The sequence below is a fragment of the Sphingomonas sp. jy18 genome (genome assembly GCF_056931895.1).
The window spans coordinates 505,193-520,269 of record NZ_JBXPBT010000001.1 but is presented as its reverse complement, the minus strand read 5'-3'; the positions used below and the strand labels follow the sequence as shown (position 1 = coordinate 520,269).

Below are 15,077 nucleotides of genomic sequence, written 5' to 3'. Positions count from 1 at the left end.
ATGGCGACCATGCGGTTGTCGATAACCAATGTGCCGCGTTCAGGGTTGCGCCAGCACAGTGCCGGGAACGGGCACGCCGCGCCGTACCAGATCCCGGTAGCGGACAGGTGGCTGGCCGGTGGCGCGCTTGAATGCGGTGCTGAAATGGCCGGGATTGGCAAAGCCGCTGCGCTCGGCAATCTCCGCCAGCGTCAGATCGCTGTTGGCGATCAGCGTCTGCGCATGCGCCACCCGCCGGTGGAGCAGATGCTGATAAGGGGATCGACCGGTGGCGCGCCTGAAAATGCCGATGAAATAATAGCGCGACAGCCCGGCGACCTCGGCCATCGTGGCAATGTCGACATTCTTGTCGAGATGATCGTCGACATAGTCGAGCACGCGTTTCAGCTTGTATGGGCCGATGTCCATATGCGCGCGGCTGCCGGTTGCGTGTGGCGTCGCCCGCTCCGCCAGCGCCCGTGCCAGCATCCGCGTCAACGTCTCGATATGGCCGGGGCGCTCGGTATCGGGATCGAGGATCTCGGTCTCGATCATCTGGAACAGCGCCACCAGCCGCGCGCTGTCGAGCATCGCGATGGGCGTGGCTGCAGCGGCGCTGTCTGCCGGCATCATGTTGGCCAGGCGGCCGGGCGGAAACATCAGCAGCGAAGATGTGTTGGCCTCGGCAAAATAGGTCATCTCGCCGCGCACCCCCTGCGGGATGTAGCTGATCAGCAGTGTGCCGTGCGGTTCGACGCTGAAGGGCGCCCCGCCGAGCACGCCATGCCACGGCCGGTTGCTGCCGCGCGTCAGCAGCAGCGTGTCGAACGCCAGCCCCTCGATCGCCGCCGTCGTCCACTCGCCGTTGAAGGTCCCGAACAGGCAGGTGGAGACGATGCCGCTGGCGCGATGCATGGTCACCGCGCCGGGTGTGGGGGCGGTGAAGCTGAGCGGCACGGAATCGAGCTGCGGTGCAGCGGCGGCCATCGCTCAGCCGCGCCCGCCGCTATGGCTGCTGGCATGCGGCTTGTGCCGGTCAGGCGCCTGGTCGTTCCCCGTCATCCCGCTCTCTCCCTGTCCGCAGGATGGCAAAGTCCGCGGGGGATGTCCATGCAATCGCGTGTTGCGGGGTGGGCGCGGGGTCAGTCGCGCGGCGGCAGGCCATCCGGGCGCTTCCGCCACAGGAGCCGCGTGACGAGCGTCGACGCGAGCGCGCCCGCGCCGCAGATCAGCGCCAGCGCGCCATAGACCAGCACCGCGCCCTCATCATACACCACCGCCGACGCTGCATCGAAATGCCGGCCCATCTCGTTATAAGGCAGCGCGCGCCGTGCCAGCCACAGCGCAGTGAACAGGGCCGTGAGCAGCGCCAGCAGCGCGCTGGCCAGCGCCGCCAGCCAGCCCATCAATCGTGCTCGCGCCCGCCTGCACCGAGATAGAGCTCGCGGCCTGTCTCCTCATAGACCTCGCTCATCTGCGCCATGCCGGCCTCGGCCTCTTCCGCGGCGATGAAGCCGTCGGCGGGCTGGTTCTGCAGGCGGGCGAATTCGCGCACCTCTTGGCTGATCTTCATCGAACAGAATTTGGGGCCGCACATCGAACAGAAATGCGCGGTCTTGGCGCCTTCGGCGGGCAGCGTCTGGTCGTGATACTGCTCGGCGGTATCGGGATCGAGGCTGAGATTGAACTGGTCGCGCCAGCGGAATTCGAAGCGCGCCTTGCTCAGCGCATCGTCGCGCACCTGTGCCGCCGGGTGGCCCTTGGCGAGATCGGCGGCGTGCGCGGCGAGCTTGTAGGTGACGACGCCGACTTTCACGTCATCGCGGTCGGGCAGGCCCAGATGCTCCTTGGGCGTGACGTAGCAGAGCATCGCCGTGCCATACCAGCCGATCTGCGCCGCGCCGATGCCGCTGGTGATATGGTCATATCCCGGCGCGATGTCGGTGGTCAGCGGCCCCAAGGTATAGAAGGGCGCCTCGCCGCACGCTTCGAGCTGCTTTTCCATATTCTCCTTGATCTTGTGCATCGGCACATGGCCGGGCCCTTCGATCATCACCTGCACATCCTGCGCCCAGGCGCGCTTGGTCAGCTCGCCCAGCGTGTAGAGCTCGGCGAACTGCGCTTCGTCATTGGCGTCATAGATGCTGCCGGGGCGCAGGCCGTCTCCCAGCGAATAGGCGACGTCATAGGCCTTCATGATCTCGGTGATCTCGTCGAAGCGCTCGTAGAGGAAGCTCTCCTTGTGGTGCGCCAGGCACCATTTGGCCATGATGCTGCCGCCGCGGCTGACGATGCCGGTCATCCGCTTCGCCGCGAGCGGAACATAGGGCAGGCGCACGCCGGCGTGGATGGTGAAATAGTCGACGCCCTGCTCGGCCTGTTCGATCAGCGTATCGGCGAAGATTTCCCAGGTCAGATCCTCGGCAATGCCGCCGACCTTTTCCAGCGCCTGATAGATGGGCACGGTGCCGATGGGGACGGGGCTGTTCCGCAAAATCCATTCGCGGGTGTCATGGATGTTGCGGCCGGTGGAAAGGTCCATCACCGTGTCCGCGCCCCAGCGGATCGCCCACACCATCTTGTCGACTTCGCTCGCGACATCGGATGCGACGGCGCTGTTGCCGATATTGGCGTTGATCTTGACCAGGAAGTTGCGGCCGATCGCCATCGGCTCGGATTCGGGGTGGTTGATGTTGCTGGGGATAATGGCGCGGCCGCGCGCCACCTCGTCGCGCACGAATTCGGGGGTGACATAATCGGGGATGGCGGCGCCGAAGCTCTCGCCGTCGCGCTTGTACTCGGCTAGGCGGGCGCGGCCGAGATTCTCGCGCTCGGCGACATATTCCATCTCGGGCGTGATGATGCCGCGGCGGGCATAGTGCATCTGGCTGACGTTCGCGCCGGCCCTGGCGCGCAGCACCTTCTTGCGGACGTTGGGGAAGGCAGGGACGCCGCCGCTGCGATCCGGGCCGAGCTGGCCATTGTCTTCGGGCCGCACCTCGCGCTGCGTCACTTCCTCGACATCGCCGCGCGCGCGGATCCACTCGCGGCGCAGCTCGGGCAGGCCCGCCATGATGTCGATGCGCGCCGCCGGGTCGGTATAGGGGCCGGAGGTGTCATAGACCCGCACCGGCGGCTCGCCCGACGACGGCTCGAGATGGATCTCGCGCATCGCCACCTTGAGCGGGCCGACGTGGATTTTCTTGCTGCCGCGGATCGGGCCGGTGGTGACGGCGAGTTCGGTGCGGGCTGGGATATCGGCCATGGCTCATGCGCTCCAGTTGGCGGAGTGCGGGCCGGAACATGCGACACCGCTCCCTCCGCCCGTGCTAACGGGTTCAGGTTCGACGGGTCGGGCGATGCTAACCGCCCCTCTCAGCCAAGCGGCTCCCCGGGGATGGTGACGGGATAGCGCGGGCGTGCGCGCAAGTCGAGCGGGATGCGACGGTTCGCCGCATCCCGCGCGCCATCAGTCGTCCTTGGCGAGTCCGAACAGGCTCAGCGCCAGCAGCAGCGTTGCCAGCACGCCCGAGCCGCCGGCCAGCGGGAGCTCCCCGAAGACCTCGGTTCCGCCAGCGAGCGATGCTGCGTTGGCGATCAGCGCGATGCCGCCGACCAGCACGGTCGCGCCGCCCAGCAGCTTGCTGCCGCGCCCGGTGAGGGCCAGGCCCGCGACCAGCGCGGCGAGGCCGAGCATGATCTTGGCGGCGTTATAGACGAAGAAGGCAAAGGCGACCGTTGCGCCCGCCGCCGGGGCAAGTGCGGGGACCGCATCGGCGGCCTCCCCGAACGGACCGAACAGGGTCAGGCCGACCCCGACCTGCACGATGTTGAGCACCGCGCCGAAAGCGATGGCGGCAAAGGCCAGCGTCAGCGCCTTGGAGCGCACCATCGCCGCCCCGGCCAGTGCGGCAAGCAGCGAGAAGAGGATGCCCTCGGTGCCCCACAGCAACTGCCGCGGCACATCCATCTTGGCGACGTACAGCGCGGTGTAGATCGACTGGGTAATGGTCGCGACGACGAGCAGCGCGGCGATGATCCGCACGGTGCGGCTATGCGTGATTTCCATGATTTGCCCCTGTTTGATGAAGAAACGGATATGGGGTGTTCGCGGCAACGGGGCTGGCGGTTACAGCGCTCAGCGTACCCGATATTGGGTGTTGCGCACCGGGTAGCCGCCGCTCAGCCGGAACGACAGCGGCGCGCCGGAGAGCGGGGGCAGGCCGGGGGCGGCGGCGCGCTGCACGTGCATGTGCAGGTGCGGTTCTCCGCCGGCGCTGGTGCCGACGACGCCGATCGGCTCATCCCGCGCCAGCGGCGCGCCCACGGCGGGCAGGATGCTGCCTTGGCGGAGGCCGCCGAGCACGATGGCGAGGCCTGCGCAGCGCAGCACGACATGATTGCCGAGCGCGCCGGCCTCGGCGGGTGCGTTGACCGGCAGGTCGGGCCGGTCGTCGACCACCGCGTCCACCATCCCGCTGCACGGCGCGACAACGGTGGTGCCGGTCATGCGATAGGCGGCCGCATCGTCGGGCTGGCTGAAGGGGGTCGCGGCATGGGTACGGAACCCCCAGCCATCGATACGCACCAGATCGACCGCGCTGCGTTGCGCCTGCGGTTGGCCGGCGGCGGCATGCGTGTTGAGCAGCGCGTTGGCGCCGCCCGCCGTCACCAGATAGCGGCCTTCGAGAAAGGGCAGCGCCAGATCGACCGGCCGGTCCGGCGGCGATCGACCGCTCACCCCCTGCACCACCACCCAGCCTGCGGCGACAGTGACCGAAAGGCACAGCGCCCGTCCCGCCCAGGCCAGGCCACCGATCCGGGTCGGCGGCGCCTGACGCGCCAGCGGCCGCAGCGCCATGAACAGCGCGCCGAGCAGCAGCAGGCCGAGCGGGACGACGACCATGCGCGGCAGCAGCAGCCAGGTTCCGGCGAGCGCGGCGGCGAGCAGCACCAGCACGGCGGCCGCCGTGCGCAGCATCAGGTCGGTCGCGGTCACCGGTCGCCCGAACGCCAGCCAGGCGACAGCCAGCGGCGGCGCGAGAAATTGCAGCAGCAAAAGAGGGCTCACGGGAATCGCTCCGATGGTCAATGTCCCGAGAGAGCCCTGCTATGCCGCAGCCGATCGGTACGCGCAACGCGGATGCGGTGGCCGAATGCGGGCGCAGCTCTTCCCGCTCACGTAAACGTCAACCAACGCTGGACAGAGCGAGGCAGCATGCGGATACTCGACCCCAAACATAGGGGAGAGAGAGCGATCATGGCCTTGCCGCACGTCTGCATCATCGGTGCCGGATGCTCCGGCTTTACCACCGCCAAGCGGCTGGCCGATCATGGCATACCCTTCACCATCTACGAGGCGTCGGACGACATCGGCGGCAACTGGTATTTCGGCAATCCCAACGGCATGTCGGCCTGTTACAAGAGCCTGCATATCGACACGTCGAAGTGGCGGCTGGCGTTCGAGGATTATCCGGTGCCGGCCGATTGGCCCGACTATCCGCACCATGCGCAACTGCTCCAGTATTTCCATGACTATGTCGATCATTTCGACCTCAGGCGGCACATCCGCTTCAACACCCGGGTGGAAAAGGCGGCGCGGCAGGAAGGCGGCGGCTGGCAAGTGACGCTGTCGAACGGCGAGACGCTGGCCTATGACGCGCTTGCTGTCGCCAACGGCCATCACTGGGCGGCGCGCATCCCGGCGTATCCGGGGACGTTCGATGGCCCGCAGATCCACAGCCACCAGTATCGCTCCCCGTTCGAGCCGATCGACTGCGTCGGCAAGCGGGTGCTGGTGGTGGGCATGGGCAACAGCGCGATGGACATCGCCTCGGAGCTGTCGCAGCGCCCGATCGCCAGCAAATTGTTCGTCTCGACCCGGCGGGGCGTGTGGATTTTCCCCAAATATTACCGCGGGCAGCCGCTCGACAAGAACCCCGCACCGGCATGGATGCCCAAGGGCTTGCGGCTGTGGCTGGGCGCGCGGATGGTCAAGAATCTGGTCGGGCGGATGAGCGATTATGGCCTGCCCGAGCCCGAAATCGGCCCGTTCGAGAGCCATGGCACCGTCTCCGGCGAATTCCTGCTGCGCGCTGGATCAGGCGACCTGACGATGAAGCCGGGGATCGAACGGCTCGACGGCGACGGCGTGGTCTTCACCGATGGCAGCCGCGAACAGCTCGACGCCATCGTCTGGGCGACCGGCTATGACATCAAATTCCCCTTCTTCGACGATCCCGCGCTGCAGGCCGACAGCGACAACCGCCCGCCGCCGCTGTTCAAGCGGATCATCAAGCCCGGAGTGCCCGACCTGTTCTACATGGGCCTTGCCCAGCCGCTGCCGACTTTGGTCAATTTCGCCGAGCAGCAATCGAAGCTGGTCGCGGGCTATCTGGCCGGCAGCTATGCGCCACCATCGCAAGCCGAGATGCAGCGCATCATCGCCGCCGATGAGGAATATTACACGGGCGGCTATTACCAGGCACGGCGACACACCATCCAGCTCGATTTCGACCATTATGTGCGCGCGCTGAAGAAGGAATTGGCCAAGGGCGCGAAGCGCGCGGCGGCGGCGGGTAACCGGTTGCCGGTGCCGGGGCGGGTGAGCGAGGCGGCTTAAGAACTGCACCTCTCGATTCAAACCGCAGCCCTGAGCTTGTCGAAGGGCGCTGTGCCTCACTGAGAATCGGCCTTCGACAGGCTCAGGGCTGCGGATCACTCGCATAAGCCCGGGGAACCGAGGGTTACCCCACCAGCCGCCTGAAACAGTGCTCGATCCAGTCGGCGACGTGGCGCAGCGCGGCATCGCGCTGCATGTCTTCATGGAAGGTCAGCCACGGCGTGCGTGGTGGCACCGCCAGTCGGGCGTCAAGCTGCACCAGCGCCGGATCGCGCGCGGCGATGGCGTCGGGCAGCAGGGCGATGCCCGCGCCGTTGCGGGTGGCGGTCAGCAGCGCCCGCGTGCTGCCGGTGCGCAGCTGCACCGCGCCGGTCAGGCGGCGCTCCTCGATCCACGCCGTCTCCGGCAGCGGCCCGTAGCTGTCGTCATAGCTCAGCAGATGCGCGCGCGAGAGATCGGCAAGAGCCTGCGGATTGGCGGAGAGGTAGCGACGGGTCGTGTAGAGCGACAGCGTCAGCGCCGGCAGCTTGCGGATGATCAGGCTCGCGCCTTCGGGCCGGACCATGCGCACCGCGATGTCGGCATCGCGCGCGGCAAGGCTGACGATATCGGCTTCCGATCTGAGCTCGACCGGCACAGTGCTGCGCCCGCCGGTCAACTGCATCATCGACGGGGCGAGCACGTCGGAGATGATGAACTCGGTCGCCGATACGCGGATCGGCCGGGTGCGGGTGCCGCCGCGCAGCGATGCGGCCAGATGGGCGATGCGGTCAAGCTGCGCGCTCAGCCCGTCGGAGGCTGCGGCCAGCGCGCGCCCCGCCTCGGTCGGCACTGCCCCGCTGGCGCGCTTGTCGATCAGCTTGAGCCCGGTCGCCGCCTCCAGAGCGGCAATGCGGCGGGCGATGGTGGTGATGGCAACGCCACGCTTCTTCGCCGCCGCGCTCAGTGTGCCATGGCGGCAAAGCGCCACCAACGCATCGCAATCGGCAGCGTCCGGCATGGGCATGGCATGCAAACTCCTCAGAAATCCTCACGATGTGCGTTTTCGCAGGACTATCATGCAATATCGCACATGGCGGTGCAAGCTGGGCCAGTGGTAGGCGATGGGCATCGACCAAGGAGGCCAGCATGAGCGCTATCCCCGTTTCCCCCTTTCCAGTGCGCAGCCTGGCGGTGTGGCTGGTTGCGCTGATCGTGGCGATGATGTTGTTCAACGCGTGGCAGGCCTTTGCAGCCCCCACCGCCTTCGTCGCCCGCTTCGGCACGCCCGGCGCGGCCGATGCCAACAGCGCCTTCGTCACCGTCTATGCCAGCCGCGCCTTGTTTCTGGCGCTGGTACCGGCGGTGCTGCTCGGCCTGCGCCAGTTCGCGGCTCTGGGCTGGTTCGCCGCTGTCGCGGTGATCATGCCGATGGCCGATGCGGCGCAGGTCAGCGCGGCGGGCGGATCGGCGAGCATCGTGGCGCGCCATCTCGCCATCGCCGCCTATCTGGCGGTGACGGCGCTGCTGCTGCTGCGCCTGGCGCGAAAGAGTGCGTCATGACCGGCATGCAACAGCTCACCTTCCTGGCCCCCGGCGCCTTCGAATGGCGCGATGTCGCCGCGCCGATGCTTGCATCCGATACCGATGCCATCGTCCGGCCGCTGGCGGTCGCGCGCTGCGATCTGGACCTGCATATCGCCACCGGCCGCGTGCCCTTCCCCGGCCCGTTCGCCTTCGGGCATGAGATGGTGGGCGAGGTGGTCGATGCCGGGCCTGCGGCCGGCGTCGCGCCCGGCACGCGGGTGATCGTGCCGTTCCAGCTCTCCTGCGGTCGCTGCGACGCGTGCCGCCGCGGCTGGACCAATAGCTGCACGGCCTTTCCGCCCTATGCCGCATACGGCCTCGCCGCCGGGCCGCGGCCCGATTTCGGCGGGGGCTTTTCCGATCTGGTGCGGGTGCCCTTTGCCGATCACATGCTGGTGCCGGTGCCAGATGGCATGCCGGTCGAGATCGCCGCCAATTGTTCGGACAATATCGCGGATGGCTGGCGCGGCGTCGCTGCGCCGCTCGCCGAACGGCCCGGTGCATCGGTGCTGGTGATCGGCGGCCTCGCACAAAGCGTGGGCCTGTATGCGGTCGCCGCAGCGGTGGCGCTGGGCGCGGGCACCACCGTCTATCTCGACGACGATGCGGACCGCCGCGCCCGCGCGCAGGCACTGGGTGCCATCGCGCAGCCGCTTGCGCTGGGCGATGGCCGCAGCCCGAAAGAGCAATATGACATCGTCGTGGAAGCCGCCGGCGATGCCGCCGCGCTGGCCTTTGCCATCCAGTCGACCGCTGCCAATGGCGTGCTGACCGTGGTCAGTATCCATCTGGGCACGACCACGCCGGTGCCGCTGCACCAGGCCTATTACAAGGGGCTGACGCTGCACACCGGCCGGGTGCAATCGCGCGCGCTGCTGCACGATGTGGTCGGCTGCATCGCCTGCGGCAAGTTGAACCCTGCCCCGGTGACCCACCGCCTCGCCCGCTTCGCCGACGCGCCCGAGGCGATGACGGAAGCGGGGCCGAAGATCGTGTTCCTGCGGTAAACGCTCGGCTGTTGAGTTGGCCGCCCAATGGCTGCATCCTGCCGCAAAGCAGCGGGAGGGTTCGGACATGGCGACCATTATCGAAGGGCGAGCGGTCAACCCCGTCGATGTCAGCGCCGATGCGCTCTATGTCGAGGATCGCTGGCGGGAGCCTTTCGCAAAGCTGCGCGCCGAGATGCCTGTCAGCTGGTGCCCGGACAGCCCGTTCGGCGGCTATTGGTCGGTCGTCACTCATGCACTGGTGCAGGAGGTGGAGCTACGCCACGACGTCTTCACCTCGCGCTGGGACAAGGGCAACATCACCATCGCCGATTCGGTCAACGAAATGGCCTTCCCCAATTTCATCGCAGAGGATCCGCCGGTCCATACCGCGCAGCGGCGGGTGATCGCGCCGGCTTTCAACCCCAGCCAGATGGGCAAGCACGACGCCCAAGTGCGAGAGCGGACCAAGGAGCTGATCGACGGTCTGCCGGTGGGGGAGAGGTTCGACTGGGTCGAGCGGGTCTCGATCCCGCAGACGCTGGGCATGTTGTGCATCCTGTTCGACATGCCGTTCGACGAATGGCGCGACATCAAGCGCTGGTCGGACTGGGCGAGCGGGGTATCGGCCGAGAACCTCAACGATGCGTATCGCGCCGAGTTCATGGTACAGATGGGCGAGATGCTGGCCCGCTTCGACCGCGAGCTGGAGGCGCGCCGCGTTCTGCCGCCGACCGACGATCTGCTCAGTCGCATGGTCCACAGCGAGGCGATGGGCAACATGACGCCGATGGAGCGCATCGCCAATATCGCGCTGCTGATCGTCGGCGGCAATGATACCACGCGCAACTCGATGAGCGGGCTGATCGAGGCGCTGGACCGCTACCCCGACCAGCTCGACCGGCTGCGCGCGGACCCGTCGCTCATCCCCAATGCCGCGCAGGAGATCATCCGCTGGCAATCGCCGGTCACCCACATGCGCCGCACCGCGCTCGCCGATACCGAGCTGGGCGGGCAGCGCATCCGCGAGGGCGAGAAGGTGGTGCTATGGTATATCTCCGCCAACCGCGACGAGAGCGTCTTCCCCGATGCCGAGCACTTCGATGTCGGGCGGGACAATGCGCGGCGGCATCTGGCGTTCGGCCATGGCATCCACCGCTGCGTCGGCGCGCGGCTGGCGGAGGTGCAGATCGGCACGCTGATCGAGGAGATTGTCAGCCGCCGCTTGCGCATCCACCCCGATGGCGCGCCCACCCGGCTGGCCAGCCCCTTCCTGCACGGCTTCACCGCCATGCCGGTCAGGCTCGAACAGCAATGAGCGGCGTTCAGCCGTGCGGTGGGCAGTTGGGTTGGATCAGGTAGCCGCGCTCGTCGCGGCCAAAGTGCCTAGTCGGGCCGACCGGAAAGCAGACGCCATACTGGGACGTCAGTCGCTGGCGGATGGTTTCCAACGCAGCCCGGCTGCCACGCGTCCGGCCATCGCGCTCGAACTCCACACTTATTGATCGCCCGAGTGCGACCGGATCACTGCCAAATTCTTCCCAATGCGCCAGTATTGCTTCCCAGCGTCTAAAAATGCTCCATTGGTTCCACATAGACGAACGGTAATCAGGAAAATCTAGCGATGCACCGGCAGCCCGGAGCATGGCGTAGGCTTCGCCACCGCCTTCGGCCGCTGGATCCCAAGCTTCTGTCAAGGCCGAGCCGCGAAGGCCCGCGCTATCGGCGGGTACGCCGTGGGACAATAGTGTGGCGAGATACCAACGATCAGTCTCCCGTGCGGCAAGGACCAGCGGTTTCTCACCGAATAGCCCTGCGTCTGTGGCGTCGAAATTGGCGTCGAGCAATGCTGAGTAAGCGGTCTTATCTGCACAGGCCATCGCCCAGTCGAGTAGGGACATGCCTTCTACGCCGCGCTGGCTGAGTGGTGCCCCGGCGAAATCGGCAGAGGTGACTGTCCTGCCGACGCAAATCTTGGCGGCGAAGGGGAACAGCCCGCCGCTGGCGAACAATTGCTCTGCTGTCTGTCCGCGCCATTGGAACGGCGGCGGCTCTACCGCAACCAACGGTGCAGCGGGCACCCCAGCACCATCGAGCATCGCGTTGCAATGGCTGACTGTCTCGACGATCAGCAACCCGACAACGTCGCCAATACCATTCGCCTCGACGGCGTCACGCAGTGCTGGCGAAGGAGCATAGCTGAGCAGGCCGAACGCCGTCCCATTTTCGCGCTCGATGGCCTCAAGTTGCTCGGCCGAGAGTGGGGCATCGGCCGCAGCCAAAGACGCTTCCAGGCGGACCATCAGTTGCCTGGCCGAAGCGGCACGCGTCGCACGGACTGAAGGGTCTATTGCATTTCCAGCATTTGTTGCTGCCATCCGCGCGACAAAGGCGCAGAATTGTGTGCGGCGCGGTGCATCCATACCCCCCGTCACTAGATCGAACATCGATGGGGACCGGGCTTGTTCAGCCTTAACATCCGGCGCATGCAGTAAGACTAAAATTGCTGGCATCGCCCAGCAAAGCCGTCTGACGATGCTGCCTGCGCAGCGGACGCGATGACCAATGGATGCGCTGCGCATACCGCCGTTATGGTAGATATTCCGGCTGTGTCCATAGCCTACTACGGTGATGGTATCGGCCGGTCGAGGCTCAGAATACGAACGTCACCCTCGCTGACGCGCTGGTGGCACGGGCGCGGAAGATGGCGCTCGACATCGCCAGTAATTGCGCGCCGGTCTCGCTGGCGCTGACCCGCCGGATGCTGTGGCAATTCGGCGCAGAGGACAGCGCGGCCGGCGCGCTCGCGGTCGATGCCGCGCTCAACATCGCGTTGGGCAAGCGCGCCGATGTGCATGAAGGCGTCGCGGCCTTCCTCGACAAGCGGCAGCCGGAGTTTCCGGGGCGGGTTTCCACGGACATGCCCGAGACGCCATGGTGGCGCGGGCGCGGCGGTGAGCGACCGACGCGCCCGCCTGACTATTCCGCCGCCTCCGCCACCCGTTCATCCGCGCTCGCATTGCGGCGCTGGCCGTCATAGACGAACTCGCTTCCCTCCAGGTCGATCCTGGGGAAGGCATCGCGTTCGGCCCAATAATCCTGGTTGTGGCGCCATTCCTCCTTGGCGCCGCGGCGCGGCATCTTGTCGAGGTCGCGGACCAGATAGCCGGGGTTGAAATTGTCGCTCTCGATCCAGTCGAGGATCTCCATCCCTTCATCCTCGGGGCGGAACGCCACCTCCACCTTGTGCGCGCCGCGCGCGTCCATATGGTTGAGCAGCGCGCAGATGAAATCGCCCATCATGTCGACACGCAGCGTCCAGCTCGCGCGGAAATAGCCGAACACCCACGCCATGTTGGGGACGCCGGTGAACATCATGCCGCGATAGGTGACGGTATCGGCCCAGTCGATGGCGCGCCCGTCAACGCTGAAGGGGATGCCGCCGAGTACGGAGAGTTTGAAGCCGGTGGCGGCGATGACGATGTCCGCCTCGAGATGCTCGCCGCCCTTGGTGAGGATGCCGGCTTCGGTGAAGCGCTCGATCTCGTCGGTGACGACGCTGACCCGGCCCGCCACCGCATGCTGGAAGATGTCGCCATTGGGGCAGAAGGCCAGCCGCTGCTGCCACACGCGATAGCGGGGCGTGAAATGCGGCTCGAACTGGAAGTCGGGCTTGCCGGTGAAGGCGCGCACCAGCTCGCGCAACTCCTCCACCACCACCTCCGGCTCCTCCTGGCAGCGGCGGGTGAGCTGGTCCTGATCGTACATGATCTGCGCGCGGACCACGCGGTGGATGGTCGGCTCGTCGATGCCCCCGGCGCGCAGCTTGTCGGCCAGCTCATTCTTGTTCTCGCTGCAGAAGAAATAGGTGGGGGAACGCTGCAGCATCGTCACATGCGCGGCCGTCTCGGCCATCGCCGGGATGACGGTGGCCGCGGTGGCGCCCGATCCGATGACGATCACCCGCTTGCCCGCATAGTCGGTCGCCGGGTCCCATTTCATCGCATGGACCAGCATGCCCTTATAGTCGCCCATCCCCGCCCAGTCGGGCAGATAGGGGTCATTGTGGTTGTAATAGCCCTGACACATCCACAGGAAATTGCAGGTGAAGCGCAGCATGGCACCGTCGGCCTTGCGGGTGGCCTCCACCGTCCAGAGATTGTCGGCGCTCGACCAGTGGCAGGCGGTGATGGTGTGGCCGTATCGGATATGCGCGTCGATGCCGTTCTCCTCGATCACCTCGCCCATATATTTGAGGATCTCGTCCGCCGTGGCGATGGGGGTGCCGACCCATGGCTTGAAGCGGTAGCCGAAAGTGTAGAGGTCCGAGTCCGAACGGACGCCGGGATATTTGTGCGTCTCCCACGTCCCGCCGAACCTGTCCTTGGTCTCCAGGATCACATAGCTCTTGCCCGGGCACTGATCCTGCAGATGATAGGCCGATCCGATGCCGGAAATCCCGGCACCGACGATCAGCACGTCGACATGGGTGGTATCGCTTTCCGGAGCAGGGCGCTCCGCAACCGCCGACTCGGCCATCTCTCACTCTCCCCGCTTTGCGCTTCTGTTGGCACGCATGATGCCACAAGCGCACCTTACCGCAAGCGCAAGGGGGAGAATTGATTCCGGTCAAAAGCCGGGATTGTCCGGAGGCGCCGGGCTCAAAAGGCGTAGGTCAGCCCCGCTGCGGCAAACCATTGGTCCCGGTCGCCGCGCAGGCGGACGATCGGGCTATCCGCAGCATCGTTGAGCAGTCGCGAATAGCTGCCGCCGACGAACAGGCCCAGCCCGCCGTCGCGCATGTCGCCCGACAGATCATAGTTGAGGCCGACGGTGGTCGCCCAATTCTTCCAGCCGCCGGTGGCGGTGTAGGCGGGCAGGCCGCTGGCCAGCGCGCCAGCCGGGGTCACGCCGAAATAGCTGTCGGTGTAATTGCCCGACGCATGTGTCGCTTCCAGCGAGACGAAGGCATAGATCGCCGTGCTCAGCGGGGTGGCATAGCCGATCGACGGGGTGATGGTGGTGCCGTCATGCTCGCCGCTGACGTCGGTCAGCACGTCGACGCGGGCGGTGACCGTGTCATAGGGGTTGAGCACGCCGTCGAAGGCGATGCCGGCAAAGCCGCCGGCCTCGACCGCGACGTCCTTTTCGCCCAGCGCGCGCACCACCGGGTCCTTGATGCGGCTGGTGCGATCGAGGTTGAGGCGCAGCGCGGGGCCGAGCAGCAGATTGACGCTGCTGTCGTTGGGATTGGGGATGACACCGACGGCAAGGCCGGTGCCGCGGCTCTCGAAATCCAGCCCGCCCCAGCTACCGCGCAACAGCGGCGCAGCGGTGAACAGATAATCGTCCGAGCCCTCGTACGAGGGAAGATAGGCCCCGCCGATACCGATGATGAGATGGTCGCCATCGAACACGGTGGGCGTCGCCTGATCGTCGATAGTTGCCTCCGCATCCTGCGCGAGCGCGGGGAAGGGGGCAGCGGTCAGCAACAGGGTGAGCAGCAGGGCAGTGCGCAGGCGCAAGGGGCCGGTCCTTTCAGGCAAGGGAACGACCATAACGTCACGTTGGCGTAAAGGTTTCCGTAAAAGCTGGGTCAGCGGCCATGCCGCTGCTATGGCCCGGCGCATGGACCAACCGCCCCGTCAGGCCGAACCGCCGCTGATCGAACGCGCCCGCCGCATCGGCTGGGCGCTGCTGGCGCTTTGCCTCGTCGCGATGCTGGCGGTGCGCGCCGGGCCGGCCGAATGGCGCATGGTGGCGCTGGTCACCGGCGCGGCGTGCGGGCTGTTCGGCCTGCTGGCCATCGTCAATGTCGCGCTGGTCCGCAGCCTCTACCGCCAGGTCGCGGACGCGCCGCGGCCGCAGGGCGAGGATGCGAGCGACTAGAGTCTGTTCTGGTCGGGTTAAATCGGGACGTGGGG

At 66.7% G+C, this 15,077-nt stretch carries 15 protein-coding genes and 1 riboswitch; of the genes, 6 read left to right on the top strand and 9 right to left on the bottom strand.

Features of this window, described 5'->3' with window-relative positions; all coding sequences use genetic code 11:
* Window positions 1–39 precede the first annotated feature (39 nt).
* The 5 genes from AC0QC4_RS02520 to AC0QC4_RS02500 form a co-directional block, all read right to left on the bottom strand.
* Window positions 40–966: a helix-turn-helix domain-containing protein gene (locus tag AC0QC4_RS02520; protein ID WP_483658139.1), complete on the bottom strand. Its 927-nt coding sequence runs from the start codon at window positions 964–966 to the stop codon at window positions 40–42.
* A 155-nt stretch (window positions 967–1,121) separates the two neighbouring features.
* Window positions 1,122–1,388 carry a hypothetical protein gene (locus tag AC0QC4_RS02515; protein WP_483658138.1) on the bottom strand — a complete coding sequence of 89 codons (267 nt, stop codon included), beginning with the start codon at window positions 1,386–1,388 and terminating at the stop codon, window positions 1,122–1,124.
* Entirely contained in the window at window positions 1,385–3,244 is a 1,860-nt protein-coding gene (gene thiC, locus AC0QC4_RS02510) for a phosphomethylpyrimidine synthase ThiC (RefSeq protein WP_483658137.1), read from the bottom strand. The genes AC0QC4_RS02515 and thiC overlap by 4 nt, the downstream gene beginning before the upstream one ends.
* A 33-nt stretch (window positions 3,245–3,277) precedes the next feature.
* Window positions 3,278–3,383, bottom strand: a riboswitch (TPP riboswitch).
* Window positions 3,384–3,448: 65 nt separating this feature from the next.
* On the bottom strand, window positions 3,449–4,048 hold the full coding sequence (locus AC0QC4_RS02505) for a thiamine biosynthesis protein ThiC (RefSeq protein WP_483658136.1): 600 nt from the start codon (window positions 4,046–4,048) through the stop codon (window positions 3,449–3,451).
* Window positions 4,049–4,117: 69 nt separating this feature from the next.
* A complete protein-coding gene (locus tag AC0QC4_RS02500; RefSeq protein ID WP_483658135.1) occupies window positions 4,118–5,050 on the bottom strand; it encodes a M23 family metallopeptidase in 933 nt (310 codons plus the stop codon).
* A gap of 189 nt (window positions 5,051–5,239) precedes the next feature.
* On the opposite strand from AC0QC4_RS02500, the gene AC0QC4_RS02495 reads away from it, so the two are divergent.
* A complete protein-coding gene (locus tag AC0QC4_RS02495; protein ID WP_483658134.1) occupies window positions 5,240–6,601 on the top strand; it encodes a flavin-containing monooxygenase in 1,362 nt (453 codons plus the stop codon).
* A 124-nt stretch (window positions 6,602–6,725) separates the two neighbouring features.
* Here AC0QC4_RS02495 and AC0QC4_RS02490 read toward each other — a convergent pair whose 3' ends face one another.
* A complete protein-coding gene (locus AC0QC4_RS02490; protein WP_483658133.1) occupies window positions 6,726–7,607 on the bottom strand; it encodes a LysR family transcriptional regulator in 882 nt (293 codons plus the stop codon).
* Between the two features lie 122 nt (window positions 7,608–7,729).
* Here AC0QC4_RS02490 and AC0QC4_RS02485 point away from each other — a divergent pair, with 122 nt between their 5' ends.
* The 3 genes from AC0QC4_RS02485 (at window position 7,730) to AC0QC4_RS02475 (ending at window position 10,471) form a co-directional block, all read left to right on the top strand.
* Window positions 7,730–8,143 carry a DUF4267 domain-containing protein gene (locus AC0QC4_RS02485; protein WP_483658132.1) on the top strand — a complete coding sequence of 138 codons (414 nt, stop codon included), beginning with the start codon at window positions 7,730–7,732 and terminating at the stop codon, window positions 8,141–8,143.
* Window positions 8,140–9,174, top strand: a complete 1,035-nt coding sequence (locus AC0QC4_RS02480; RefSeq protein ID WP_483658131.1) for a zinc-dependent alcohol dehydrogenase — start codon at window positions 8,140–8,142, stop codon at window positions 9,172–9,174. Before AC0QC4_RS02485 ends, AC0QC4_RS02480 begins: the two co-directional genes overlap by 4 nt.
* Window positions 9,175–9,241: 67 nt before the next feature.
* The gene (locus AC0QC4_RS02475; protein ID WP_483658130.1) at window positions 9,242–10,471 is read left to right on the top strand and encodes a cytochrome P450; all 1,230 of its coding nucleotides are present in this window, start codon (window positions 9,242–9,244) and stop codon (window positions 10,469–10,471) included.
* 7 nt (window positions 10,472–10,478) lie between these two features.
* On the opposite strand, the gene AC0QC4_RS02470 is transcribed toward AC0QC4_RS02475, so the two are convergent.
* On the bottom strand, window positions 10,479–11,666 hold the full coding sequence (locus AC0QC4_RS02470; protein WP_483658129.1) for a hypothetical protein: 1,188 nt from the start codon (window positions 11,664–11,666) through the stop codon (window positions 10,479–10,481).
* 191 nt (window positions 11,667–11,857) lie between these two features.
* On the opposite strand from AC0QC4_RS02470, the gene AC0QC4_RS02465 reads away from it, so the two are divergent.
* Window positions 11,858–12,193: a hypothetical protein gene (locus tag AC0QC4_RS02465; RefSeq protein ID WP_483658128.1), complete on the top strand. Its 336-nt coding sequence runs from the start codon at window positions 11,858–11,860 to the stop codon at window positions 12,191–12,193.
* On the opposite strand, the gene AC0QC4_RS02460 is transcribed toward AC0QC4_RS02465, so the two are convergent.
* Entirely contained in the window at window positions 12,133–13,692 is a 1,560-nt protein-coding gene (locus AC0QC4_RS02460; RefSeq protein WP_483658127.1) for a flavin-containing monooxygenase, read from the bottom strand. The genes AC0QC4_RS02465 and AC0QC4_RS02460 overlap by 61 nt on opposite strands.
* A gap of 122 nt (window positions 13,693–13,814) precedes the next feature.
* Entirely contained in the window at window positions 13,815–14,678 is an 864-nt protein-coding gene (locus tag AC0QC4_RS02455; protein ID WP_483658126.1) for a MipA/OmpV family protein, read from the bottom strand.
* Between the two features lie 103 nt (window positions 14,679–14,781).
* Here AC0QC4_RS02455 and AC0QC4_RS02450 point away from each other — a divergent pair, with 103 nt between their 5' ends.
* Window positions 14,782–15,042 carry a hypothetical protein gene (locus tag AC0QC4_RS02450; protein ID WP_483658125.1) on the top strand — a complete coding sequence of 87 codons (261 nt, stop codon included), beginning with the start codon at window positions 14,782–14,784 and terminating at the stop codon, window positions 15,040–15,042.
* The last annotated feature ends 35 nt before the right edge of the window (window positions 15,043–15,077 follow it).